This window comes from Deinococcus metalli, assembly GCF_014201805.1.
Taxonomy (GTDB): domain Bacteria; phylum Deinococcota; class Deinococci; order Deinococcales; family Deinococcaceae; genus Deinococcus; species Deinococcus metalli.
The window spans coordinates 53,123-77,377 of sequence record NZ_JACHFK010000016.1; the positions used below are offsets into that span (position 1 = coordinate 53,123).

At 69.7% G+C, this 24,255-nt stretch carries 23 protein-coding genes; 17 read left to right on the forward strand and 6 right to left on the reverse strand.

Features of this window, described 5'->3' with window-relative positions; genetic code table 11:
- Positions 1-82 precede the first annotated feature (82 nt).
- On the forward strand, positions 83-1,927 hold the full coding sequence (locus tag HNQ07_RS21595; protein WP_184115694.1) for a 2-oxoacid:acceptor oxidoreductase subunit alpha: 1,845 nt from the start codon (positions 83-85) through the stop codon (positions 1,925-1,927).
- On the forward strand, positions 1,924-2,961 hold the full coding sequence (locus HNQ07_RS21600) for a 2-oxoacid:ferredoxin oxidoreductase subunit beta (protein WP_184115696.1): 1,038 nt from the start codon (positions 1,924-1,926) through the stop codon (positions 2,959-2,961). The genes HNQ07_RS21595 and HNQ07_RS21600 overlap by 4 nt, the downstream gene beginning before the upstream one ends.
- 6 nt (positions 2,962-2,967) lie before the next feature.
- Here the strand turns inward: HNQ07_RS21600 and HNQ07_RS21605 are convergent, their stop codons facing one another.
- Positions 2,968-3,321, reverse strand: coding sequence for a VOC family protein (locus HNQ07_RS21605; protein ID WP_184115698.1), 354 nt, complete (start codon positions 3,319-3,321; stop codon positions 2,968-2,970).
- Between the two features lie 144 nt (positions 3,322-3,465).
- On the opposite strand from HNQ07_RS21605, the gene HNQ07_RS21610 reads away from it, so the two are divergent.
- A complete protein-coding gene (locus tag HNQ07_RS21610; protein ID WP_184115700.1) occupies positions 3,466-3,882 on the forward strand; it encodes a pyridoxamine 5'-phosphate oxidase family protein in 417 nt (138 codons plus the stop codon).
- Positions 3,883-3,885: 3 nt separating this feature from the next.
- On the opposite strand, the gene HNQ07_RS21615 is transcribed toward HNQ07_RS21610, so the two are convergent.
- The 4 genes from HNQ07_RS21615 to sufC all read right to left on the reverse strand — a co-directional run bounded on the left by HNQ07_RS21615 (position 3,886) and on the right by sufC (position 8,406).
- Positions 3,886-4,674, reverse strand: coding sequence for an ATP-grasp domain-containing protein (locus HNQ07_RS21615; protein ID WP_184115702.1), 789 nt, complete (start codon positions 4,672-4,674; stop codon positions 3,886-3,888).
- Between the two features lie 58 nt (positions 4,675-4,732).
- Complete coding sequence (gene sufD / locus HNQ07_RS21620) at positions 4,733-6,085, reverse strand: Fe-S cluster assembly protein SufD (RefSeq protein WP_184115704.1); 1,353 nt, start codon at positions 6,083-6,085, stop codon at positions 4,733-4,735.
- Between the two features lie 57 nt (positions 6,086-6,142).
- On the reverse strand, positions 6,143-7,549 hold the full coding sequence (sufB, locus tag HNQ07_RS21625) for a Fe-S cluster assembly protein SufB (protein ID WP_184115706.1): 1,407 nt from the start codon (positions 7,547-7,549) through the stop codon (positions 6,143-6,145).
- 86 nt (positions 7,550-7,635) lie between these two features.
- Positions 7,636-8,406 (reverse strand): Fe-S cluster assembly ATPase SufC, encoded by a 771-nt coding sequence (sufC, locus tag HNQ07_RS21630; protein WP_184115708.1) that lies wholly within the window; start codon positions 8,404-8,406, stop codon positions 7,636-7,638.
- 246 nt (positions 8,407-8,652) lie between these two features.
- On the opposite strand from sufC, the gene HNQ07_RS21635 reads away from it, so the two are divergent.
- From HNQ07_RS21635 to HNQ07_RS21660, 6 genes are all read left to right on the forward strand, one after another.
- Positions 8,653-9,339 (forward strand): MotA/TolQ/ExbB proton channel family protein, encoded by a 687-nt coding sequence (locus HNQ07_RS21635; RefSeq protein ID WP_184115710.1) that lies wholly within the window; start codon positions 8,653-8,655, stop codon positions 9,337-9,339.
- The gene (locus HNQ07_RS21640; protein WP_184115712.1) at positions 9,336-9,737 is read left to right on the forward strand and encodes an ExbD/TolR family protein; all 402 of its coding nucleotides are present in this window, start codon (positions 9,336-9,338) and stop codon (positions 9,735-9,737) included. Before HNQ07_RS21635 ends, HNQ07_RS21640 begins: the two co-directional genes overlap by 4 nt.
- Positions 9,734-11,770: a hypothetical protein gene (locus HNQ07_RS21645; RefSeq protein WP_184115714.1), complete on the forward strand. Its 2,037-nt coding sequence runs from the start codon at positions 9,734-9,736 to the stop codon at positions 11,768-11,770. The genes HNQ07_RS21640 and HNQ07_RS21645 overlap by 4 nt, the downstream gene beginning before the upstream one ends.
- A 41-nt stretch (positions 11,771-11,811) precedes the next feature.
- Positions 11,812-12,525 carry a hypothetical protein gene (locus HNQ07_RS21650; RefSeq protein ID WP_184115716.1) on the forward strand — a complete coding sequence of 238 codons (714 nt, stop codon included), beginning with the start codon at positions 11,812-11,814 and terminating at the stop codon, positions 12,523-12,525.
- 161 nt (positions 12,526-12,686) lie between these two features.
- On the forward strand, positions 12,687-13,820 hold the full coding sequence (locus HNQ07_RS21655; RefSeq protein WP_184115718.1) for a sensor histidine kinase: 1,134 nt from the start codon (positions 12,687-12,689) through the stop codon (positions 13,818-13,820).
- A 34-nt stretch (positions 13,821-13,854) separates the two neighbouring features.
- Positions 13,855-14,631, forward strand: coding sequence for a type III pantothenate kinase (locus HNQ07_RS21660; protein WP_184115720.1), 777 nt, complete (start codon positions 13,855-13,857; stop codon positions 14,629-14,631).
- Positions 14,632-14,687: 56 nt separating this feature from the next.
- Here HNQ07_RS21660 and glmS read toward each other — a convergent pair whose 3' ends face one another.
- Positions 14,688-16,508, reverse strand: a complete 1,821-nt coding sequence (gene glmS, locus HNQ07_RS21665) for a glutamine--fructose-6-phosphate transaminase (isomerizing) (RefSeq protein WP_184115722.1) — start codon at positions 16,506-16,508, stop codon at positions 14,688-14,690.
- 465 nt (positions 16,509-16,973) lie between these two features.
- Between glmS and HNQ07_RS21670 the strand changes: the two genes are divergently transcribed.
- From HNQ07_RS21670 to HNQ07_RS21705, 8 genes are all read left to right on the forward strand, one after another.
- On the forward strand, positions 16,974-17,219 hold the full coding sequence (locus HNQ07_RS21670; protein ID WP_184115724.1) for an FmdB family zinc ribbon protein: 246 nt from the start codon (positions 16,974-16,976) through the stop codon (positions 17,217-17,219).
- Positions 17,216-18,316 (forward strand): S1C family serine protease, encoded by a 1,101-nt coding sequence (locus HNQ07_RS21675; protein WP_184115726.1) that lies wholly within the window; start codon positions 17,216-17,218, stop codon positions 18,314-18,316. The genes HNQ07_RS21670 and HNQ07_RS21675 overlap by 4 nt, the downstream gene beginning before the upstream one ends.
- Before the next feature lie 136 nt (positions 18,317-18,452).
- Complete coding sequence (locus HNQ07_RS21680) at positions 18,453-19,367, forward strand: SPFH domain-containing protein (RefSeq protein WP_184115728.1); 915 nt, start codon at positions 18,453-18,455, stop codon at positions 19,365-19,367.
- 9 nt (positions 19,368-19,376) lie between these two features.
- Positions 19,377-19,574, forward strand: coding sequence for a type II toxin-antitoxin system antitoxin (locus HNQ07_RS21685; protein WP_184115730.1), 198 nt, complete (start codon positions 19,377-19,379; stop codon positions 19,572-19,574).
- 121 nt (positions 19,575-19,695) lie between these two features.
- The gene (locus HNQ07_RS21690; RefSeq protein WP_184115732.1) at positions 19,696-20,307 is read left to right on the forward strand and encodes a deoxynucleoside kinase; all 612 of its coding nucleotides are present in this window, start codon (positions 19,696-19,698) and stop codon (positions 20,305-20,307) included.
- Positions 20,307-20,930: a deoxynucleoside kinase gene (locus HNQ07_RS21695; protein WP_184115735.1), complete on the forward strand. Its 624-nt coding sequence runs from the start codon at positions 20,307-20,309 to the stop codon at positions 20,928-20,930. Before HNQ07_RS21690 ends, HNQ07_RS21695 begins: the two co-directional genes overlap by 1 nt.
- A 33-nt stretch (positions 20,931-20,963) precedes the next feature.
- Complete coding sequence (locus HNQ07_RS21700; protein ID WP_184115737.1) at positions 20,964-22,427, forward strand: UDP-N-acetylmuramoyl-L-alanyl-D-glutamate--2,6-diaminopimelate ligase; 1,464 nt, start codon at positions 20,964-20,966, stop codon at positions 22,425-22,427.
- Positions 22,428-22,561: 134 nt separating this feature from the next.
- The gene (locus tag HNQ07_RS21705; protein WP_184115739.1) at positions 22,562-23,962 is read left to right on the forward strand and encodes an RtcB family protein; all 1,401 of its coding nucleotides are present in this window, start codon (positions 22,562-22,564) and stop codon (positions 23,960-23,962) included.
- Positions 23,963-24,255: the final 293 nt, after the last annotated feature.

Consider the following 24,255-nt stretch of genomic DNA (forward strand, 5'->3'; position numbering starts at 1 on the left):
AGTAGATTCGGAGCACCACACGTCCACGCGTCCGGTCCGGGGTCTGCCCGGCGTCCACCCTCCATTCGAGTGAGGTTTCCAGATGACGCAACCCGCACCACGGCCCGCCGCTCCCGTCCGCCCGGTCGTCAACGACTTCACCATCAACGTGGCGACCGTGAACGGCAGCGGCTCGCAGACCTCGAACGCCACGCTGGTCGACGCGCTGTTCCACATGGGCATCCCGGTGAACGCGAAGAACATCTTCCCCAGCAACATCAAGGGCCTGCCGACGTGGTACTCGATCCGCGTGAGCGGTGACGGCTACACCGCCCGGCGCGACCACGCCGAGGTGCTGGTGGCCTTCAACGCCAAGACCCTCGACCAGGACCTGCGCGAGCTGCCCACGGGCGGCGTGATGTTCTACCCGGACCACCTGAAGCCCAGCGCGCCGCGCGACGACGTGAGCATGTACCCGCTGCCCGTGAACGCCATCATGAAAGAGCAGAACGTGGACGCGAAGTTCCGCGACCGCATGATGAACATGGTGTACGTGGGCGCGCTGGCCCAGGTGCTCGGCATCGAGATGGACGCCATCCTGGACTACCTGAACCGCAACTTCGCCGGCAAGGCGAAGGTCGTGGCGAGCAACTACGACATCGCCCGCGCGGCCTTCGAGTGGTGCGCGGCGAACGTGGTGAAGACCGATCCGTATTCCGTGCAGCGCATGAATGCCACCACTGGAAAAATTCTGATCGACGGCAACACCGCCGGAGCGCTGGGCGCCATCTACGGCGGCTGTACGGTCGTCGCGTGGTACCCGATCACGCCCGCCACCAGCCTTGCGGAAGGGCTGATCGAGTGGATGCCCAAGCTGCGCCGCGATCCGCACAGCGGCGCGAACACCTTCGCCATCGTGCAGTCCGAGGACGAGCTCGCCGCGATCGGGATGCTGGTCGGCGCGGGCTGGGCCGGTGCGCGGGCCATGACCAGCACGTCCGGCCCCGGCATCTCGCTGATGGCCGAGTTCGCCGGGTACGCTTACTTCACGGAAATTCCGCTGGTCGTGTGGAACATCCAGCGCATGGGTCCCAGCACCGGCCTGCCCACCCGCGTGTCGCAGGGCGACCTGCTGAGCACGTACTACCTGTCGCACGGGGACACGAAACACGTCGTGCTGCTGCCCGGCACGCCCGCCGAGTGCTTCGAGTTCGGCTGGCGCGCCTTCGACCTGGCCGAGGCCCTCCAGACGCCGGTGTTCGTGAACAGCGACCTCGACCTGGGCATGAATATCTGGATGTCCGAGCCCTTCGCGTACCCCGACCGGCCCATCCACCGCGGCAAGGTGCTACGTGCCGAGGACATCGTGGCGCTGGGCGGCAGCTTTGCCCGCTACCGCGATGAGGACGGCACCGGCGTCGGCCCGCGCACCCTGCCCGGCACGGACGCGCTGGGCGGCGCGTACTTCACGCGCGGCACCGGCCACACCGACGCCGCCACCTACAGCGAGCACCCGGAGGAATGGCTGAAGAACCTCCGCCGCCTCGACCGCAAGCACGAGCACGCCCGCAGCGTGGTGCCTGCCCCCGTGATCAGCGGCGGCGGCGCGCGGACCGGGCTGATCAACATGGGCAGCACCGAGCCCGGCATTGTCGAGGCCCGTGCCCTGCTCGACCGCGCCGGCCTGCGCACCGACGCCCTGCGCGTGCGTGCCCTGCCGTTCTGTCAGGACGTCCGCGCCTTCATCGAGGAACACGAGGAGGTCGTGGTGGTCGAGATGAACCAGCAGGGCCAGCTCGCCATTCTGCTGCGCACCGAGTACCCGGAGTTCGCCACGCGCATCCACTCGGTCGCCCACTGCGATGGCCTGCCACTCAGCGCGGCGTTCATCGCGGCCCGCGTGCAGGACGCCCTGACCGCCCCCCAGCCCGAGGAGGTGCCCGCATGACCGCGCCCGCCCGTCCGCCCGCCCTGAACAGCGCCGGCCTGAGCAAGACCGACTACAAGGGCCTGCCGAGCACGCTGTGTCCCGGCTGCGGGCACGACTCGATTTCCAGCCGCATCATCGACGCGGCCTTCCAGCTCGGCCTGCGGCCCCACAGCGTCATGAAACTCTCGGGCATCGGGTGCTCCAGCAAGAGCCCCGCGTACTTCCTGAACGCCGCGCACGGCATCAACACCGTCCACGGCCGGATGCCCAGCGTGGCGACCGGGGCCATGCTCGCGCAGCGCTGGCACACCGCCATCGGCGTGTCCGGCGACGGCGACACCGGCTCCATCGGCATCGGGCAGTTCAAGCACCTCGTGCGGCGCAACGTGCCCATGGTGTACATCATCGAGAACAACGGCGTGTACGGGCTGACCAAGGGGCAGTTCTCCGCCACCGCCGACGAGGGCCAGCACCTCAAATACATCGGCACCAACGAACTGCCGCCTCTGGATCTGTGTGCCGAGGCGATCATCGCCGGGGCCGGCTTCGTCGCGCGCTCCTTCGCCGGGGACGCCAAGCAGGTCACGGAACTCCTGAAGGCCGCCATCGCGTTCCGTGGCATGGCCGTGCTGGACATCGTGTCGCCGTGCGTGACCTTCAACAACCACGACGACAGCACCAAGAGCTACGCCTACGGCAAGGAACACGAGGTGCCGCTGCACGACATCACCTTCATTCCCGACTACGCCGAGATCATGGTGGACTACGACCCTGGCGACGTGATCAGCGTGCAACTCCACGACGGCGCCACCGTGCAGCTCCGCAAACTGGGCCGCGACTACGACCCCGCCAGCCGCCTGGGCGCCCTGGCCCTGCTGGAGAACTCCAAACACACCGGGGAACTCGTGACCGGCCTGCTGTACCTCGACCAGCGCCGCCCGACGCTGCCCGAAGCGCTGCACCTGCCGGAGCTGCCGCTGGCCCTGCTGCCCGAGGACCTGATCCGGCCGAGCCGGGAGAGTCTGGAAGGAGTGATGGCGGGGTTTGCGTGAGCCGCCCTACCCGAGAAACGACTCCACCTCGACCACGAAGCCGCCGGGCGCATTGAAGTAGAACGTCAGGCGGCCGTGGTTCTGCTGCGGTTCCGGCACGGCGTACCCGCCCGCCAGCAGCCGCTCACGCATGGCGTGCACCTGCTCGGGCGTGTCCTGCATGAATCCGATGTGGAAGGACTTCGGGTAATCCACGTCCTTCGCGCGGAACATCGACAGCAGGAAGCCGTCCTCGCCGTGCAGGAAGGCCATGTGTTCGTTGACGGGCATGTCCGAGCGGGAGAAGCCGAAATAGGTCTCGAACATCGCCACACAGGCGGGCACGTCGGTCACGCTGAGGTTGAGGTGGTTCAGGCGCATTTTCCCGTCATACCGCGCGCCCGGCCGGCATTCTGCACGCGGGCACGCAAAGGGCGCGAGAGTGAAGGCCGGCTCCACGTCACGTCCTGACATGGTGAAACCGGGCCGCACCACGCGCGTGGACACGCTCCGTACCATCGCCACATGGCTGACAAGACGCTGGCTCAACTGGCGAAGAAGATGCGGGGCCTCGACCTGTGCATGCTGACCACCGTGACGAGCTACGGACGCCTCGCGTCCCGCCCCATGAGCAATAACGGTGAGGTCGAGTACGACGGCACCAGCTACTTCTACACCTGGGCCGACTCGCGCGCGGCCCGCGATATCGAGAAGAACAAGCATGTGCAGCTGAACTTCCGCGCCGAGAAGTCGTTCCTGTTCGTCGCCGTGCAGGGTGAAGCGACGCTGACGGATGACCGAAGCGCCATGCAGGAGCACTGGCACAAGGAACTGGAACAGTGGTTTAAGGACGGTCTGGACACGCCGGGCCTGACCATGATCGAGGTCAAGGCCAAGCGCGTGAACTGGTGGGGCGAGGACGACGGAGAGATCGAGCTGTAAAGGCTACGGACGGTCTTTCCACACAGCTCCGAATTCCTCGGCCGTCCAGCCGACCAGATCCGACACCTGTCCGTCCCCGATTTCAACGACACGCCACACTCCGTCCGCACGCCTGGCGACGTCCACCGAATAGAACGGGGAGGGAATGCGCGCGGCCACGTCCTGAACGATGTCGGGTACGACTCCACCACCAGCGGCGAAGGCCTGACCGTCGCGAACGAAGTACCGGGTTTCGGACGTGGCGTCCAGCGCCTCAAAGCGGCGGACGCACACGCCGCCCTCAATCTGCCCCCGGAATTGTTCCATGCGGCCCATCAGCTCCCCGATCTGTTCGGGGCGGGTGATGACGCTTCCGGTGCCGGTCTTGAGGGACTTGACGAAATCCTTGACGAAGAAGGCCTCCCAGCCCAGCTCGGTCAGCTGTTCTTCCAGGCCGCTCAGCTCTCTGAAGCACACGGTCTCGGGCGTGAGGTCGCGCAGCAGGGGAAACCAGTTCGGGAGGTGGTGGGTGGACAGGTACGCGGCGGGCGAGGTGTGGAGCTGCGCCCCGGCAGCGCTGATGTCCGCCTCAAATGCAAGGTAGGCCGCACTGTCCAGCATCCAGCCGCGGTACAGCACGGACGCACCTTCCTCAAGCGCTGGTCGGAAACGGCGATCACCGTCGAACGTGAACGTCGAGACGCTCCAGCCGAGTGCCCGGAACATCTCCGCCTGGTCCGCGAAGGCCTCGTCCGGTTGCCGGGCGTTGAAATAGTCCGCTGGGAAAACGACGTGGAGGCCTTCAGCTCTCATGCTCGTCATGCTAAAGCGGCCAGCCCCGGGGACTGACCGCTTCCGAGCCGCGTTGGACCTAGACCGCGCCGACTTTCTTGGCGATGATGCCCTCGATGTACTTCACGACGCTGGCGAGCGGCACGCGCCCCAGCACGTCCTCCAGGAAGGCCGTGACGAGCATCTTCTCGGCCGTTTCCCGGCTGATGCCGCGCGAGCGGAGGAAGAACAGCGCTTCCTGATCCACCGGGCTGGTGGTGCTGCCGTGCGAGCAGCGCACGTCGTTCGCGTTGATCTCCAGCTGCGGCACGCTGAAGTTGCGGGCCTCGCTAGACAGCATCAGGGTGCGGTGCTTCTGGTACGCGTCGGTCTTCTGGGCGCCCAGGTCCACCTTGATCATGCCGCTGAACACGCCCACCGACTGGTCGTCGTTCACGCCCTTGTACAGCAGGTCGCTGTGCGCGTTTGCTGCTGCGTGGTGCTGGAGTGTGTAGTGGTCGAAGTGCTGGTTCTCGTTGGCAAAGTACAGCGCGAGCATCTCGGAGTCCGAGCCCTGGCCGCGCAGGTACGACTGCATCTCCGTGCGCGACAGGGTGCCGCCCATGGTCACGACCAGCGAGTTCAGGGTGGCGTCACGGCCCACGTCGCCGCGCTGGCGCTGGATGTGCGTCACGCCCTCGCCCCAGTTCTGGATGCTGACGTACCGCACGCGCGCGCCGTCCTTCACGACCAGCTCCACCGCGCCGATCGCGTAGGTGCCGGGCAGCGCTTCGCTGTCCTGCTCGTCGATGAACGTGACCTGAGCGTTCTCCTCGGCCACGACCAGCGTGCGGGTCGCGGTGTAGGTGCCGGCCTCGCTCATCACGCGGAACGAGCCCAGCGGCAGCTCGACTTCCACGCCGCGCGGGACGTACACGAACGCGCCGTTCGTCCACAGGGCCGCAGCCAGCGCGGAGAACTTGCCCTCGCTGGGGTCGGGGCTCTTGCTGGGCGTGGTGCCCGGCGCGGCGATGGTCGTGTCGTCCGGCACCTCGGCCGGCACCACGGAGTACAGGTACTGCTGCACCTTGTCTGCGTGCTGCTCGACCGCCGTCTTCAGGTCGGTGAAGATGACGCCCCTGGCGCTCAGTTCGGCGGGCAGTTCTGTGCGGTACACCACGTCCGGGCCGTCAAGCACCAGGAAGGCGCCCACGTCCGTGCTGCTCAGGCGGGTCTGCACGCTGGCCGGAAGCTGCGCCACGTCCGACACCACGTCGCGCTTGCCGTGCGGGCGCAGGGCCGTGAAGTCCACGTCCACCTGCGTGTACTTCCATGCCTCCACGCTCTCGGTCGGCACGACCAGCGTGTTGAACAGCTCCAGCGACTGCTGACGCCGGGCGGTCAGCCACTCCGGGCCGCCGTGCTGCGCGAGTTGATCATTGAATTGGGTCATTGTTTCTCCACAGTGGCGCGGAACCTGCCGCAGCAGCCTCCGCGCCGCGCGCCGCGTTCAGCCGACGCTGCCTTCCATTTCCAGTTCGATCAGGCGGTTGAGTTCCACCGCGTATTCCAGCGGCAGTTCCTTGGCGATCGGCTCGATGAAGCCGCGCACGATCAGGCCGGCCGCCTCGTCCTCGCTCAGGCCGCGGCTCTGGAGGTACAGGATCTGGTCGTCGTTGATCTTGGAGACGGTCGCCTCGTGACCCACGCGCGCGTCCTTCTCCTCGATCTCGATGTACGGGTACGTGTCGGTGCGGGCTTCCTCGTCCAGCAGCAGGGCGTCGCACTCCACGTTCGTCTTGGAGCCCCTGGCCCCCTCGTAGATCTTCACGAGGCCGCGGTATGACGAGCGGCCCGAGTCCTTGCTGATGCTCTTGGACACGATGGTGCCGCTGGTATGCGGAGCGAAGTGCACGATCTTCGCGCCGGCGTCCTGGTGCTGACCGCGTCCGGCCATGGCGATGGACAGCACCTCGCCGCGCGCGCCGTCTTCGAGCAGGTAGCACGCGGGGTACTTCATGGTGACCTTGCTGCCCAGGTTACCGTCCACCCATTCCATCACGCCGTTGCCGTACACGGCGGCGCGCTGGGTCACGAGGTTGTAGACGTTGTGGCTCCAGTTCTGGATCGTCGAGTAGCGGAAGCGCGCGCCTTCTTTCACCACGATCTCGATCACGCCGGAGTGGAAGGAGTCGCTGGAGTACGCCGGGGCGGTGCAGCCCTCGATGTAGTGGGCCTGCGCGCCCTCATCCACGATGATCAGCGTACGCTCGAACTGCCCGCTGCTCTCGGCGTTGATGCGGAAGTACGTCTGGAGGGGGATGTCCACCTTGACGCCCTTGGGGATGTACACGAAGCTGCCACCGGACCACACGGCCGAGTTGATGGCGGCGAACTTATTGTCCTCGGGCGGGATGATGGTGGCGAAGTGCTCGCGGAACAGCTCCGGGTACTCCTTCAGGCCGTCCTCGATGCTCAGGAACACCACGCCGAGCTTCTCCCACTCCTCCTTGAGGTTGTGGTAGACCATCTCGGATTCGTACTGCGCGCCCACACCGGCCAGCGCGGCGCGTTCGGCCTCGGGGATGCCCAGGCGTTCGAAGGTCTGCTTCACGTCGTCCGGCACGTCGTCCCACGAGCGGGCGTTGAAGCCCTCGGGCTTGATGTAGTAGTAGATCTCGTCGAGGTTCAGGCCGCTCAGGTCCGCGCCCCACGTGGGCATGGGCTTGCTCAGGAAGATGTCCAGCGCCTTGAGACGGAAGTCCAGCATCCACTGGGGTTCGTCCTTGGCCTTGCTGATCATCTCGACCACGTCGCGGCTCAGGCCCTTGGGCGCCTTGATCGCGTAGCGTTCGGGGTTGCTCCAGCCGTACTCGTACGAGCTGTTGATGTCGCCAACTTCAGGATTGATGGTCATGGTGACTCCTTCGGGGGTCTGACGGTCTGACGATCGAACAGATCTTCGTGTGGACAATCAGACCGTGTGACGTTCTGATGCCGCCCTCAGGCGGTCGCCAGCTCTTTCACCCAGTCGTAGCCCTCGGTGTCGAGCTTCTTGGCGAGTTCGGGGCCGCCGGACTGCACCACTCGGCCGTCCACGATGATGTGCACGCGGTCCGGCACGATGTAGTCGAGCAGACGCTGGTAGTGGGTGATGATCAGGCCGCCCAGGTTCGGGCCACGCATAGAGTTCACGCCCTTGGCGACGATCTTCAGCGCGTCCACGTCCAGGCCGGAGTCGGTCTCGTCCATGATGATGTAGTTCGGGTCGAGCATCAGCATCTGCAGAATCTCGTTGCGCTTCTTCTCGCCGCCGGAGAAGCCGGCGTTGAGGTAGCGCTCGACGATGCTCTCGTCCCAATCCAGCGTCTTGAGGGCGCTCTGGAGCTTGCCGTAGAACTCGGTGAAGCTCACTTCCTCGCCCTCTTCCTTGCGGGCCTGCATGGCGAGGCGCAGGAAGTTGGCGATGGTCACGCCGGGGATCTCGACCGGGTACTGGAACGCCAGGAACACGCCCAGGCGCGCGCGCTCGTCGGGTTCCATCTCCAGGATGTTCTGGCCGTCCACCAGCACCTCGCCGGACGTGACGGTGTATTCGGGGTCGCCGACGATGACCTTGGCCAGCGTGCTCTTGCCGTTGCCGTTGGGCCCCATGATGGCGTGCAGTTCGCCCCGGGGCACGGTGAGGTTGATGCCCTTGAGGATGGGCAGGCCGTCCACGTTGGCGTGCAGGTCACGGATTTCGAGCTGGTGAGGGGAAGTCTCCTGGGTCATGGGTCTCCTTGGCACGCCCGCTGCGGGTGTGGGCTGGGGTGGATCGAGCGGGCGTCAGCATCCTCTTCTTGAGAATGATTCCTACTTGCCCTGGTATTTTACTCGCCTCCGGACCCCAAAGTCGAGTGGTTTGCTGAGGATTCCGTGTTGCCGCGCGGCCGCGACCTGACGGCCAGATGACCGGCGGATGAGGGACACGCACCCGCCTTTCACGCTTGCCACGGGGCGGTGTGTTACTCCGTTTGTGTGAACGTCCTCGACCTGATCCGCGCGGCCGGACCGCTGCTGTGGGTGCTGCTGCTGCTGTCCGTGTACGTCGTCTACGTGGTCGCGGTGCGGGCGCAGGTGCTGGCACGGCTCGGCAAGGACGCCAGCGCCTTGATCGAGCGGGCCCGCGCGCTCACGGCCGAGAGTGGCCCCGCCGCCGCCCTGGCCGAGATCGACCGCGCCGCGCACCCGAGCCCCGCCGTGGGCGTGCTGCGCGCCGGCCTGGGCCGCGCCGACCGCGGTGTGGAGGCCGCCACGAGCGCCATGCAGGGCGCGGTGCTGGTCGAGGAAGACCGTCTCTACGCCGGCCTGAGCGCCCTGGGCACCGCTGCCCAGGTCGCGCCGCTGCTGGGCCTGCTGGGCACCGTAATTGGCATGGTGCGCTCGTTCCTGGTGTTCAGCCAGACGACCGCGCCCACCCCGGAGCAGCTCGCCACCGGCATCAGCGAGGCGCTGATCAATACGGCCGGCGGGCTGATCGTGGCCATCGTCGCCTACGTGGCGCGCGGCGCCCTGCGCGCCCGTGCCGACCGCATCGCCACGCAGGCCGAGCGCGTCCGCGAGGAGGTGCCGGGCTGGTTGCGGCGGCCCACCGCGCCGCTGGGAGGCCGGCCGGACGTCGCCCTGGAGTTCGGCGCCCCGGTCGTGGGAGGGAGGTCCCGGTGAGGGCGCGCGCGCGGGGCGGGGACGCCGTCACCTTCGACTTTGCGCCGATGGTGGACGTGGTGCTGCTGCTGCTGATCTTCTTCTTCCTGACCAGTAGCCTCGCGCCGCGTGACCGCTCGGTGCCGATCACGCTGCCCGGCGCGAGCACCAGCGTGCAGCAGACCAGCAGCCTGCCGGTGGTCAGCGTGGACAGCGCCGGGAAGGTCTTCCTGAACGGACAGGCGACCACCCTGACCGACCTGGCCGGGCAACTCAGGCCCCTGCTGGGCGCGTCCGGCGGTGTGGTGGGCCTGCGTGCCGACGAGAAGGGCCAGTACGGCACGGTGGTGGGCGTGATGGACGAGATCCGCCGCGCCGGCGGGCAGAAGCTCGCGCTGGGCACGAGGGCCGCTCCGTGACCAGTTCGCCCGTGCCCGGTTCCGCACCCGGCCCCGGCCGGCAGCGCCCCCCCTCGCCGGCCGAGGTGCGTGAACGCCGCCGCGCCACGCTCGCCACCGTGGCGGTGCACGTGACCCTGCTGGGCGGCCTGCTGCTGTTCCTCGCGGACGTGCGCTTGCCACCTGCCTCCTCCACGCCGCTGGAGGTCGTGCCGCTCACGCCCGCGGAGGCGCCGAGCCAGACGGCCACCCCGGCCACGTCCGTGGTGATCCCGCCGAACAAGTTCCCGGACACCCCCGTGCCCGAGCCGACGCCCGACCCTGCGATACCCGACCCCGTGGTGCCGGACGCCGAGGCGCCCACGCCGGCCGTGCCCACGCCCGCGAAGGTCACGCCGGCCGTTCCGGTCAGGCCGGTGGCCGTGGCCCCTGCACCTGCGCCGCGTCCCCGGGCGACCACGGCGGCGGCTCCAGCAACGCGTCCCGCGACCACCCCGGCGGCTGACCGCGCGGCGTCGGCTCCCGCGAAGACCAGTCCGGCACCGGCGGCTGTGGCCGCCCCAGCGCCGGTCCCGGCGCGTACCCCGGCGCCCGCCCAGACGGCCCGCGCGTCGGGGCCGGCCCGCCAGGAACCGGCACCTGTCGCGCCGGCCCCACGGCCCACGCCGGCGACGGCAGCGCCCACCCGCCCGGTCAACCCGTCCCCAGCGGCCCGGCCCACCGAGGCGACCCGGCCGGCGCGGACGGTCACGCCGACGCCAAGTGCCCCGCCGCGACCCTCGACCGCTGTCCGGACCCAGCCCGCCGCGCAGCCCACGGCGCCGGTCGCGGCCGCGCCTTCGCGCCGCACGGCCGCGTCTACTCCGGCGGACCCGGTGGCGTCCGCTCCCACGGCCCGGGCGACGCCGGCGCCGACCACCGCGGCGCCCACCACGTCGGCGGGTGCGGCCACCCGCACGCCCGGCACAAGCGCCGCGTCGGCCCGTTCTGCGACCGTGCCGGCCCCGATCGAGCCGGTGACGCCCGCCGCGCCGGTCGCGTCGCGTCCGTCCCTGACCCCGACCGCTCCGGCCGCAGAACCGATCACGCCGGCCGCGCCCGCTCCGGTGGAGAGCGCGCCCACGGTCCCCCGCGCGTCGTCGGTGCCGACAACCTCGCCCGACGTCACCCCGGCGCCGGTCACGCCGACCACCTCGCGCGGCACGGCGGCGGTGGAACCAGCCCCGGCGGCGGCGACCGCGCCGGTCGCGGCACGGGGCACCGGGACCTCCGAGTCGGCGCCCGTGGCGGCGCGGCCCATCGCGCCCGCGTCGTCGGCACCGGTGGCCCCGGCCAGCCCGGCCGCCACCCCGGCCCGGGCGCCGGGGCGCGGCACCGCCTCCTCTCCGGCCCCCGCCCGCGCGGCCGAGGGCAGCGGTCCGGCGCCGGTCACGCCGGTCAGTCCACCTGCAGGCGCGGGCAGCGCCGGGTCCGGCAGCGGCGGCGCGGGCGGAGTCGGAGACACGCCGGCTGCGCGCGGCGCGGGTACGGGCGCCGGTGGCCCGGGAGCGGGCGCTCCTGCCGGGTCCGGCCCGGGCAGCGGGGGCGTGGCCCCGGCCGGGAACGGGGGCGGTGACGCCGGCCCCGGTGGTGGCGCGGGCGGTGCCGGCGGCGTGTCGGCCCGTGCGGGCGCCGCCGGAGCGGGTGCCAGCGCCTCGGCCGGCAAGCCGCTGTCGTGCACGGTCGTGATCGACGTGCGCGGCCTGGGAAATTTCCAGCGGGACATGACCAGCGCCGTGTACGACGACCAGGGCCGCAAGCTGTGGCCCGACGCCGCCCTGATCCGCGGGGTCAGCAACGACCTCGTGCAGGAGGGCAACCTGCACACCTACATCACGTCCGAGGCCCAGATCGCGTCCTATTCCAACGTCACGCGCATCAAGGCGGTCCGCATCCGGCCCAACGCCCTGGCCCCGCAGTCCAGCGTGTACACCGACGTGGCGCTGAACATCACGGGCACGGCGCTGTTCCGGTCGGCGGGCGAGGCCTGCCGCGTCGTGTACCTCAAGGACTGAGCGCGCCGCGCCGTCCGTTTCAATTTCAGGAGATCACCTGCATGCGCCACATCCCGTCCACGTCCGCCGTGTCCGCCGCCCTGCTGGGCCTGCTCGCCCTGTCCGCGCCCGCCCACGCGTGGGTGCCGAAACTGGAGGAGACCACCGCCAAGAACGTCATCGACGGCGTGTACGCCCGCCGCGACCCGGTGGTGACCTTCCTGACCGTCGACCTGAGCGTCAAGAACGGCGCCTTCGCGTCCGGCCCGGCTGCCGTGACCGCCTTCGACGGCGGGGCAAGCTGCGTGAGCGACTGGCTGGCCGAGCCGCCGGTGCCCGGCAAGGGCAGCCGGCCGCGCACCATCACCCTCAGCGGGCAGGCGGACGAACTGGCCTTCCAGGCGCAGGACGCCCGCAACAAGTTCCAGAACCTGAGCGTGGCAGACGCCCTGGGCCCCGACCTGACGGCCGCGCGGCTGGCCGACGGCGACCTGCGCGTGGACATCGCCGTGGCTGGCCTGCCCAGCCAGCAGGCGCGCGGCGCGTACCTGGTGCGCCTCAAGGGACCGGACGGCAAGCTGATCGCGCCGGAACGCACGTCGTACGTGAACGACTTCAAGCAGGACGCGGGCGGGTGGAGCGGCACGCTGGTGTACTACTTCCAGCCGCTCAAGGCCGGCATCGGCGCGAGCGACAAGACCGAGTTGCTGCTGCGGACCGAGGCCGACACCGCCTGCGCGTACAGCATTCCCCTCGACCTGGGCGCCTTCCAGTAGGGGGGTCGTCCAGCCCCCCCGGACCCATCCGCAGGTAAAGAAAGCCTGATGGGTGGCCGGTGCTGACCGATGGTACAAGAGTGGAAGGATCGGGAGGTCTTCCAGTGGGTCAGCACAACCGCCGCACCCAGCCCCAGCCGCCATCCGATGTCAGCGGGGTCTTGCCGGCTACGGCGGTACAGAGTGCGTTCGACACCGTCCGGGACACCATGGCCGTGGTGGACGCTGCTGGAACGGTGCGACTGGTCAACCGCGCGTGGTTGACGTTCATGACCGACAACGGCGGCACCGAGGTCGCCTGCGGCGTGGGCAGCAGCTACCTCCAGGCCTGCGACAACGCCGACGGTCCCTGCGCCGACGAGGGTCCTGCCGTGGCGCAGGGTCTGCGGGACGTGCTGGAAGGGCGGACGGAGACCTTCGACGCCGAATACCCCTGCCACAGCCCCACCCACGAACGCTGGTTTCGCGTGCGGATCACGGCGTTCATGGACGGCGCCGCCCGCTACGCCACGGTCCTGCACGAGGACATCAGCGAACGCCGGCACGCCGAGATCCGCGAGGCCGACCTCGATTCCGAGGTGGATCAGGTCGTCCGGGTGAGGACCCAGGCGCTGCGCACCGAACGCGACGAACTCGACGCCTTTGTGGGCGCCGTGTCGCACGATCTGCGCACCCCGGTGCGGCACGTCCGCAGTTTCATGCAGCTGCTCCGCGCCAGGGCCAGCGAGCGCCTGAACGGTGACGACCGCCGCCTGATGGACGTCATCGACGGGGCCTCGGGGCGGCTCGACGGGATGATCACGGAACTGCTGGGGCTGGCCCGCGTGTCGCAGGCGACCCTGCGCTTCGAGGACGTGGAGCTCACGCAGGTCGTGCGGCGGGCGTGGGCGAACCTGAACCCGGAAACGCAGGGCCGGCGGATCGAGTGGCTGGCCCGCGACCTGCCCGTGGTGCGCGGCGACGCGGAACTGCTGCGGCTGGCCTTCGAGAACCTGCTCGGCAACGCCATCAAGTACACCTCCGGCCGGGAGCGCGCGTCCATCGAGGTGGGGGCCAGGGCCACGCCGGACGAGTGGATCGTGTTCGTTCAGGACGACGGCGTGGGCTTCAATCCGCAGTACGTCCACCGGCTGTTCGGGGCGTTCCAGCGGCTCCACAGCGGACGCGAGTTCGAGGGCGTGGGCATGGGCCTCGCCAACGTCAAGCGTATCGTCGAGCGGCACGGCGGGCGCGTGTGGGCCGAGAGCCATCCCGGCGACGGCGCGACCTTCTACGTGGCCTTCCCCAAACCCTGATCGGCCCGCGTGGGCGGCCGGTAGAATGCGGGGCGTGCCCGCCTTTCCCCTCCTGGCCGTGGACATCGGCAACACCAGCACTGTGCTGGGCCTCGCGGACGAGGGCCTGAACCTCACGCACACGTGGCGGCTGCGCACCAACCGCGACGTGTTGCCCGACGACCTGGCGCTGCAACTGCATGGCCTGTTCACGCTGACCGGCGCCGCCCCGCCCCGGTCGGCGGTGCTGAGTTCCGTGGCGCCGCCCGTGGGCGAGAACTACCAGCTCGCGCTGCGCCGCCACTACGGCGTCGAGGCCTTCAGCGTGGCCGCCATGAACCTGCCGGACGTGTCCGTGGAACTCGACCAGCCGGACGCCGTGGGCGCGGACCGGCTGTGCAACCTGTTCGGCGCGGAGAAGTACATGGACGGGCGTGACTACGTGGTCGTGGTGGATTTCGGCACCAGCACCAACTTCGACGTGATCGGCCGGGGCCGGCGCTTCATCGGCGGCGTGCTCGCCACGGGCGCGCAGGTCAGCGCCGACGCGCTGTTCGCCCGCGCCGCCAAACTGCCGCGCATCACCCTGAGCGCGCCGCAGAGTGCCATCGGCAAGAACACCGTGCACGCCCTGCAATCCGGGCTGGTGTACGGCTACGCCGAGATGGTGGACGGCCTGCTGCGCCGCATCCGCGCGGAACTGCCCGGCCCGGCGGTCGCGGTCGCCACCGGCGGCTTCGCGCGTACCATTGAGGGCATCTGCCGCGAGATTGACCACTACGACGAGACCCTGACCCTGCGCGGCCTGGTGGAACTGTGGGCCAGCCGCTGAGGTGACGGCAGAAGGGGGCGGCGTCCAGAGTGGAGCCGCCCCCTTCCTTTGCCTGGCTACTCGACCGTCACGCTCTTGGCGAGGTTGCGCGGCTTGTCCACGTCCTTGCCGAGCGCCGTGGCCGTGAAGTACGCCAGGAGCTGCATGGCGACCGCGTTCACGACAGGGGAGACCATCTCGTGCGCGCGGGGCACGTAGATCACGTCGTCACCGTGGCGGGCGTTCTCGGTGTCGCCGTCCGACAGGAACAGAATCACCCGGCCGGCGCGGGCGCGGACTTCCTGCACGTTGGAGATGGTCTTTTCCAGCAGTCTGCTCTCGGTGGCGATCACCGCGACCGGCAGGTTCGCGTCGATCAGGGCAATCGGGCCGTGCTTCATCTCGCCGGCCGCGTAGGCCTCGGCGTGGATGTAGGAGATCTCTTTGAGCTTCAGGGCGCCCTCGTAGGCGGTGGGCGAGTTCACGCCGCGGCCCAGGAACAGGTAGTCGCGGGCGTGCGCGTACTTCTCCGCGACCTCCTTGATGCGCGCCACACGCTCCGGGCTCAGGGCTTCCTCGACGAGGCGGGGCAGGGAGCGGGCAGCGTGCAGCAGTTCGGTGCCCTGCTCCTCACTGAGGGTGCCGCGCGCGCGGCCCAGCCACAGCGCCAGCATCACGAAGGCGCTGACCATGCTGGTGTACGCCTTGGTGCTCGCCACGCCGATCTCGGGTCCGGCGTGGATGTACAGCGTGTCGTCCAGCTCGCGCGTCATCGAGGACCCCTTGGCGTTGATCACGCCCAGCGTCCTGGCGCCAAACTTCTTGGCCTCGCGCAGCGCTTCCAGGGTGTCGATGGTCTCGCCGCTCTGGCTCACCACGATGGCCAGGGTGTGCTCGCTGACCAGCGGATCGCGGTAGCGGTACTCGGAGGCCACGTCCACCTCGACCGGAATGCGCGCGAGCTGCTCGATCAGGTACTCGCCGACCAGCCCGGCGTAGAAGGCCGTGCCGCACGCGATGATCGAGATGCGCTTGAACGACGACGGATCGAGGTTGATGTCGAGGTTCACCTCGCCGGTGTCGTCGTGCAGGCGGCCGATCAGGGTGTTGGTCAGCGCCTGCGGCTGCTCGTAGATCTCCTTGAGCATGTAGGTGTCGTAGCCGCCCTTCTCGGCCGCCTCGGCGTCCCACTCGATGTGCTCGATGGCGCGGCTCTGCGGGGTGCCGGCCAGGTCCGTGACCCGGAAACCGTCGTCGTGCAGCACCACCATGTCGCCGTCGTGCAGGAAGACCATGTTGCGGGTGTACGCCAGCAGGGCGGGCACGTCGGACGCCAGGAACATCTCGCCCTCGCCCACGCCCATCACCAGCGGGCTGACGGTGCGCGCCGCGACGATCTCGCGGTGGTCCACGTGCGTCACCACGATGCCGTACGCGCCGCGCACCTGCCGCAGGGCGTCCCGCACCGCCTGTTCCAGGTCGCCGGTGTAGGCCTCCTCGATCAGGTGGGCCAGCACCTCGCTGTCGGTCTCGCTCTTGAAGATGTGTCCGCGGGCCTGGAGCCCCTCTTTGAGGCTCAGGTAGTTCTCGATGATGCCGTTGTGGATGATGACGATGCGGCCGTCCTCGGTCGCGTGCGGGTGGGCGTTGGTGTCGTTCGGCAGGCCGTGCGTGGCCCAGCGCGTGTGCCCGATGCCCAGGGTGCCGGCGAGCGGCCGGCCCTGGAGTTCACCGCTGAGGTTGGCGAGTTTGCCGGCCTTCTTCATGACCGTGATCTGCCCGGCGTCCCGCACCGCGACGCCCGCGCTGTCGTAGCCGCGGTATTCGAGCTTCGCCAGCCCGGAGATGAGGACGTCCTGCGCCTGCCGGGGGCCGATGTATCCGACGATTCCGCACATAGAGGCTCCAGCCCGTGCGCCCATGCCGGTGGCTGGGCCGGCATCAGGGGCCAGCCGCGCCGTCCACGTGGAACGTCACAGGGGTGTCTGTGGAGTTGAGTGCGTTCTGTCCTGCCTTATGCCCGCGTCACCACGGGAGTTATCGCCGGACTTCTCCTTCCGCGTGGAAGGACGGGTAGGCGCGAAACGCGCGCCTGGAGGCATCCGCAGAATGCTCGCTGACCTCCACCTCGTATCCCCCAGACTCGCCGGGGGCCTTGCGCTGCCCTGTTTGTGTGAACCGGACACCAACGGTTCATCATCACCATACCATTTCACCGGGGCACTCCGGTGAGTACGATACTCAGGCCTGGGGACCACCGCTGGGGGCCCCAGTGGCCGGCCGTCCCGGACCCCGCTTGCTAGGATGAGCGCCGGATATCCCGGTTCCCAGCGGGCCGGACGCTCGTCCCCGAGGATCACACCATGCCCACGTACCTGTACAAGAACATCGAAACCGGCGAGATCTACGAACTGACGCAGAGCATGCGCGACGCCGCCTACACCGCCCACCCCGAGACCGGCGTGCCGGTCAAGCGCATCCTGGCCCGCCCCGGCATCGCCTTCAAGGGCAGCGGCTTCTACGCCAACGACTCCCGCAAGGGCGGGGCCGAGGGCGGCGGCAGTGCGCCCAAGTCGGAGGGCGCCACAGGTTCCAAAGGCGGCGAGTGAAGGCCGGACGCGCCGTGGCGGCCGCCGTGGTGGTCGCGGGCGTCGCGGTGGGCGCCTATGTCACGGGCCGCGTGAGCGCTGAGCGGGCGCTGGTCACGCCGGACGAGATCAACACCGTCGAGGTCTCGCAGAGCGCCGTGCAGGCGGTCGTGCGGATCGACAACCGGCTGCGCAAGGACGTGCTCCAGACCGGTGACGACCCCATCGACACCGGCACCGGCTTCTTCTACAAGAAAGACCTGATCGTTACCAACTACCACGTCATCAAGGACGCCGAGTCGCTGACGGTCACGCTGTACAACGGGCGCAAGGTGCCCGCCAAGATCGAGGGCGTCGACCCCGGCATCGACATCGCCATCCTGCGCGTCACGGGCGTCACGGCGCCCAAGACGCTGGGCTTCGGGCAGAGCGCGCGGCTGATCCCGGGGCAGAAGCTCATCACCATCGGCACGCCGCTGAAGATCCAGAACTTCGTGGGCAGCGGCGTGTTCAGCGTGATCGCCAGCGCGCAGGACGTGCCGCGCAACGACAACCTGGGCCAGGAGGTCGGGCAGTACCTGATCACTACCGCGACCATCCAACAGGGCAACTCGGGTGGGCCGCTGCTCGATTCGCGCGGCGCGGTGGTGGGCGTGGCCGACGCGAACGCCGCGCCGAACCTGTTCGTGCCGGGCCTGATCGGCATCGCCATTCCCGGCGACCTGGTCAAGCAGAGCCTCGACGATCTGGAGAAGATCGGCGTTCCGCAGCGCGGCACGCTGGGCGCCAGCCTGCGCGACCTGGACTCGCTGGAGCCGGCGCTGCGGCAGCTCGCGGGCCTCACGAGTTCCGAGGGCGCGCTGGTCATGGACGTCGCGGCCGGCAGCGCGGCGGCGCGGGCGGGCCTGCGCGGCAGCATCCGCAACAACAACGACCAGCTGGTCGCGCCCCTGGGCGACGTAATCGTGGCGGTGGACGGCGTGCGCGTGCTGAATTCCTTCGACGTGACGCGCCTGGTGGCGGCCAAGCGGCCGGGCCAGACGGTCACGCTGCGCGTGTGGCGCAACAAGAAGAGCGTGGACGTGAAGGTCACGCTGCTCAAGCGCACCCTGCAATAGGAGGCCGTTCGGGAGGGGGCCGGGTGTACATCGCCCGGCCCCTCACGCCGTTGCCGGGAACCCGAACCGGTCGGTCACCGTAATGACTTCAAAGTGATATCACTTTGATGGTATCCTCGGCACAGGAGCGTGATGTATGAGCGAACTCGACCGTGTTCCCCCCTCCACCGGCCCCCAGGGCGGCGTCTCGCCGCGCAGCGGCGTCGCCAGCAGCGAGCGCGCGGCCTTCGGGCTGCCCGGCGTGCCCTTCTTCGTCGCGTGGCTGGTGCTGCTGGCGCTCGCCATCCTGAGCTTCGCCTTCGAGCGCGTGGCGCTGGGGGCGGTGCTGGCGGTCATCGTGGCGTTCACGGTGGGCGGCTTCTACATCGTGCAGCCCAACCAGAGCAAGGTGCTCACGCTGTTCGGCCGCTACGTGGGCACCGAGCGGCGCAACGGCGTGTACTGGACGAACCCGCTGACCGTGCGCAAGACCGTCAGCCTGCGCATCCGCAACTTCAACTCCGAACGCCTGAAGGTGAACGACGCCAGCGGCAACCCCATCGAGATCGCCGCCGTGATCGTGTGGCGGGTGGTGGACACCGCGCGGGCCGTGTTCGACGTCGAGGACTATGCCGGTTTCGTCGCCATCCAGGCCGAGACCGCCCTGCGTCACCTCGCCAGCCAGTACCCCTACGACGACTACAGCGAGGGCGGCATGAGCCTGCGCGGCAACGCCGACGAGGTGAGTGAGGCCCTGCGCCGCGAACTCGGCGTGCGGCTCCAGCACGCGGGGGTGGACATCCTGGAAGCGCGGCTGTCGCACCTGGCGTACTCGCCCGAGATCGCCGGGGCCATGCTCCAGCGCCAGCAGGCCAGCGCGATCATCGCCGCGCGCAGCCAGATCGTGCAGGGTGCGGTCGGCATGGTCGAGATGGCGCTGCGCGAACTGAGCGACCAGAACATCGTGCAGCTCGACGAGGAGCGCAAGGCGCAGATGGTCAGCAACCTGCTCGTCGTCCTGACCAGCGAGCGCGGCACGCAGCCCGTCGTGAACGCCGGCAGCCTGTACTGAGGGGGCGGCGTGGCCCCCCGCAAGAACTTTCCCCTGCGGATCAGCCCGGAGCTGTACGCCGCGCTGGAACGCTGGGCGGCCGACGACCTGCGCAGCGTGAACGCCCAGATCGAGTACCTGCTCACCCAGGCCACGCGGCAGGCCGGCCGGCTGCGCGCCCCGCCCAGCACCGAGCCCCCCGAACAGGACGACGCCGGGGAGACCTGAGTTCCACGAGGCCGGACGCTGCCCCCACGGGCACGCCGGCCTCCGCCCCGGTGTGGGGGCCGGCGTCAAGCCCGTCATCTTCCGGTCACCCGGCCCGCCACGCGCTACACTCCGGCCCGTCATGTACATCGTGGTCGAAGGCCCTATCGGGGTGGGAAAAACGAGCCTCGCGGGGCGACTGGCCGCGCGCTACGGCGCCGAACTGAACCTGGAGGTCGTTGAGGAGAATCCCTTCCTGGCGAACTTCTACTCCTCGCCGGAGGCCTACGCCTTCCAGGTGCAGGCCTTCTTCCTGCTGTCGCGCTTCAAGCAGCTCTCGGCGCTGTGGCAGCCGGGGCTGTACCACGACTCGGTTGTGAGCGACTACCTGTTCGACAAGGATTTCATCTTCGCGTCCATGAACCTCAAAGACGCCGAGTTCGCGCTGTACGAGGACCTGTACGCCCACCTGTCGCCGCGGCTGCCCACGCCGGACCTCGTCGTGTACCTGCGCGCCGACCCCGAGGAGCTGCTGCGCCGCATCGGCAAGCGCGGCCGGCCCTTTGAGCAGGACATGCAGGCCGCGTATCTGGCCGAACTGACCCGGCGCTACGACGAGTACTTCCGCACGTACCCCCACCCGCTGCTGACCATCCACGCGGCGGGCCTGGACTTCGTGGGCCGCGCCGAGGACGAACAGGCCGTGCTGGAGCGGGTACACGCGGCGCTCACGGCGGGTCGGGCGGCCGACTGATGTATCTGGCGGTCTCCGGAAACATCGGCAGCGGCAAGAGCACCCTGACGCGCATGCTGGCCGAGCGCTACGGCCTGCGCCCGGTGTACGAGCCGTACGCCGACAACCCCTACCTGGAGGACTTCTACGGCGACATGCGCCGCTACTCCTTCCACTCGCAGGTGTACTTCCTGTCAAGACGCCTGGAGCAGCACCTGAACCTCGTGACGGGCGCGCGCTACGTGATCCAGGACCGCACGGTGTTCGAGGACGCCAACATCTTCGCGCGCAATCTCTACCAGGGTGGGAACATGGAGCAGCGCGACTGGGACACGTACTGGGGCCTGTACCAGGGCATCCTGCCAGCCCTGCGCGTGCCGGACCTGCTGATCCACATCGACGCCTCGCTGCCCACCCTCAAGGCCAGGATCGCCAGGCGCGGCCGCGCCTACGAGCAGGACATCCCGGACGCGTACCTGGGCGGCCTGAGCGCGCTGTACGACCGCTGGATCGCAGAGTTTGACGCGTGCCCGGTCATCCGCGTCAGCGGCGACGAGCTGGACTTCGTGGCCGACCCGCAGGCCTTCGAGTGGGTGTGCACGCGGGTGCAGGGCCACGGCTTCGGCCTGCCGCTGCTGCGCTGAAGTCCAGTCCGGCCCCTCTGCTACCCTCGCCGCATGCGCCTGCCCGAGCTTGCCGCCGCCCTGAAGTTGCCCACCGACGTGCCGGACGTGCCCGTGCGGGGCGTCACGCACAACGCCGCGTGGGCCGGGCCGGGGGACGTGTTCGTGGCGATCCGGGGCGCGCGCTTCGACGGCCACACCTTCATCCCGCAGGTCGCGGCGGCCGGCGCGGTGGCCGTGCTGGGCGAGGGGCTGCCCGAGGGCCAGACCTCGCTCCTGCCGTACCTGACGGTGCCGGACGCCCGCGCCGCCCTGGCCGACGCCGCCGCCGCGCTGAGCGGTGAGCCCAGCCGCACCCTGAAGGTGGTGGGCGTGACCGGCACCGACGGCAAGACCACCACCAGCTGGCTGACCCGTCACCTGCTGCGCGCGGCGGGCCTTTCCACGGGCCTGCTGAGCACAGTGGGGTACGAGCTGCCGGACGGCGTGCTGCGGCACTTCCCCGCGCACTTCACGACCCCCGAGGCCCCGCAGGTGCAGGCCACGCTGCGCGACATGCTGCACGCGGGCGCCGGCGCGGTGGTGCTGGAGGCCAGCTCGCACGCGCTGGCGCTCGACCGCGTGCGCGGCGTGGCGTGGGACGTGGCCGTGTGGACCCACCTGTCGAGCGAGCATCTGGACTTCCACGGCAGCGTCGAGCACTACTTCGCCGCCAAGCGCCAGCTGATCGAGCGCAGTCCCTTCGCCGTCCTGAACGCCGACGATCCGTGGACCGCCCGGCTGCGCGGCGTGGCCCCCACCGAGGTCACCTACAGCGCCGAAGGGCAGGCGGCCGAGTGGCAGGCCCGCGAGATCGAGGAACGCGCGACCGGCCTGCACTTCTACGTGACGTCCCCGCTGGGCGCGTTTGGCGCCGCGCTGCCGATGATCGGGCGCTTCAACGTGGCCAACGCGCTGGCGGCCATGGCGGCGGCGGCCCACCTGGGCGCGGCGGTGCCGGACCTCGTGGCGGGCCTCGCGTCGTTCCGGGGCGTGCCGGGCCGCATGGAACTCGTGCCGGGTGGCGTGGACGACCCGCGCGTGGTCGTGGACTTCGCGCACACTCCCCCCAGCCTCGAGAAGGCGCTGACGACCCTGCGCGCGACCACGGGCGGTCAGCTGTGGGTGCTGCTCGGCTCGGCGGGCGGGCCGCGCGATCCCTCGAAACGCGCGCCGCTCGGCGAGGTCGCCACGCGGCTCGCGGACCACGCCGTCTTCACCGAGGAGGACCACCGCGACACGCCGCTGAAGGACATCCTGCGCGAGATGGAGCGCGGCGCGGGCGGCCGCACGAACTTCGTGAGCATCCCGGATCGGCGGGGAGCCATCGAGCACGTCATCCGCGCGGCGCGGCCCGGCGACACCGTCCTGCTGGCCGGCAAGGGCCCGGAGGACACCCTGGAGCGCGGCGACCACACCCTCCCGTGGAACGAGGTGCAGGAGGCCCGGAACGCGCTGGCCGCCCGCCCCCACCGCTGATCCTCCGCTGGGCCGAATGGTGCAGGGCCGGGTGGGCCATTGTGGCTATAGGCACGGGCGCGCGAACCTGACACCCTCAGGGTGACCTCGGAGCCGGCCGCCCGGCCCGCCCGGGTCAGAGGGACGGAACGGACATGAACGGAAAGCACATCACCAAACTGGGCTTCGAGCGGGCCGCGATCGGCCTGGCCCTCGCGGCCGCGACCGAGCGGGAACGCGCGGGCGTGGACCGGGGCGACATCCTCACGGAACTGCGGGCCGTGCAGGCCGATCCGGCCGCCTACACGGCCGGCGTGTACGCCCCACTGGCGGCCGAGCTGCTGGCCCGCGCCGCAGAGCGGGACTCGAAGGCCGGGGTGGCTTTGCGCGACCGGCCCCTGCCGTACCCGGTGTGGGGCGAGGACCTGATCGAACCCGGTGCCCGCGCCCAGATGGACGTCGCCATGCGCCTGCCGGTCAGCCGGGCGGGCGCGCTGATGCCCGACGCGCACGTGGGCTACGGCCTGCCCATCGGTGGGGTGCTCGCCACCGAGAACGCGGTCATTCCCTACGGCGTGGGCGTGGACATCGGCTGCTCGATGATGCTGAGCGTGCTGCCGGCCGCGCCGGGCGGCCTGGCCACCGACGAGGCCCGCGCCCTGCTGCTGAAGCACACCCGCTTCGGCGCCGGCGTCGGCTTCGAGAAGCGCGACCGCGAGGATCACGCGGTGCTGCACGAGGCCGCGTGGGACGACCAGCCCCTGCTGCGTCACCTGCATGACAAGGCCGTGGCCCAGGTGGGCACCAGCGGCAGCGGGAACCACTTCGTGGAGTTCGGCACCCTGACCGTGGACACGCCGGACCTGGGCCTGGACGCCGGCGAGTACCTCGCGGTGCTGTCGCACAGCGGCTCACGCGGCTTTGGCGCGCAGGTGGCCAACCACTTCACCGCGCTGGCGCAGAAGCGTCACCCGGGCCTCAACCCGGCCGCCAAGAACCTCGCGTGGCTGCCGCTGGACAGCGAGGACGGCCAGGCCTACTGGCAGGCCATGACCCTCGCCGGCCGCTACGCCCTGGCGAACCACGACCTGATCCACGCCCGGCTGGCCCGCGCGCTGGGCGAGCGCCCGCTGGCGCAGGTCAGCAACAGCCACAACCTCGCGTGGCGGCAGGTCGTGGACGGCCAGGACGTGATCGTGCACCGCAAGGGCGCCACGCCCGCCCGCGAGGGGCAGCTGGGCCTGATCCCCGGCTCGATGGCTGACCCGGGCTTCGTGGTCCGTGGCCGCGGCAACGCGGGCGCCCTGGACAGCGCGAGCCACGGCGCAGGCCGCGCGCTGGGCCGCCGGGCCGCCGCGAACACGCTGGCCAAGAAGGATGTGCAGGCGTACCTCGCGCAGCGGGGCGTGACCCTGATCGGCGGAGGGATCGACGAAGCGCCGCAGGCATACAAACGCATAGAGGACGTCCTGGCGCGGCAAAACGAGCTGGTGGATGTGTTGGCCCGCTTCACGCCCCGGGTGGTCCGGATGGACACCGGGAGCGAGGACGTCTGAGGGTGTTGACAGATTCCGGCTGGCGACTTATAGTTCTCTTCGCCCGAGAAAAAGGGCGCGACGGAAAAGCTGAAAAGCTCCGTCGGGATGCATGAAAATCTGGTATCGATGACGATGACAGGCTTCCCCGACAGGGGAAGGCACCCGGCCCTCCTCCCCGGATGGCCCCAGAGGTGCAAAAGGTCGCAAGACCACCGAGAGTGACCCTTTGGGGTCACAGCCAAGCGCAAGCTTGGATCGAACTGTACTTAAAGGCCATCTGGCCTTGGGTAACCATTTTATGGAGAGTTTGA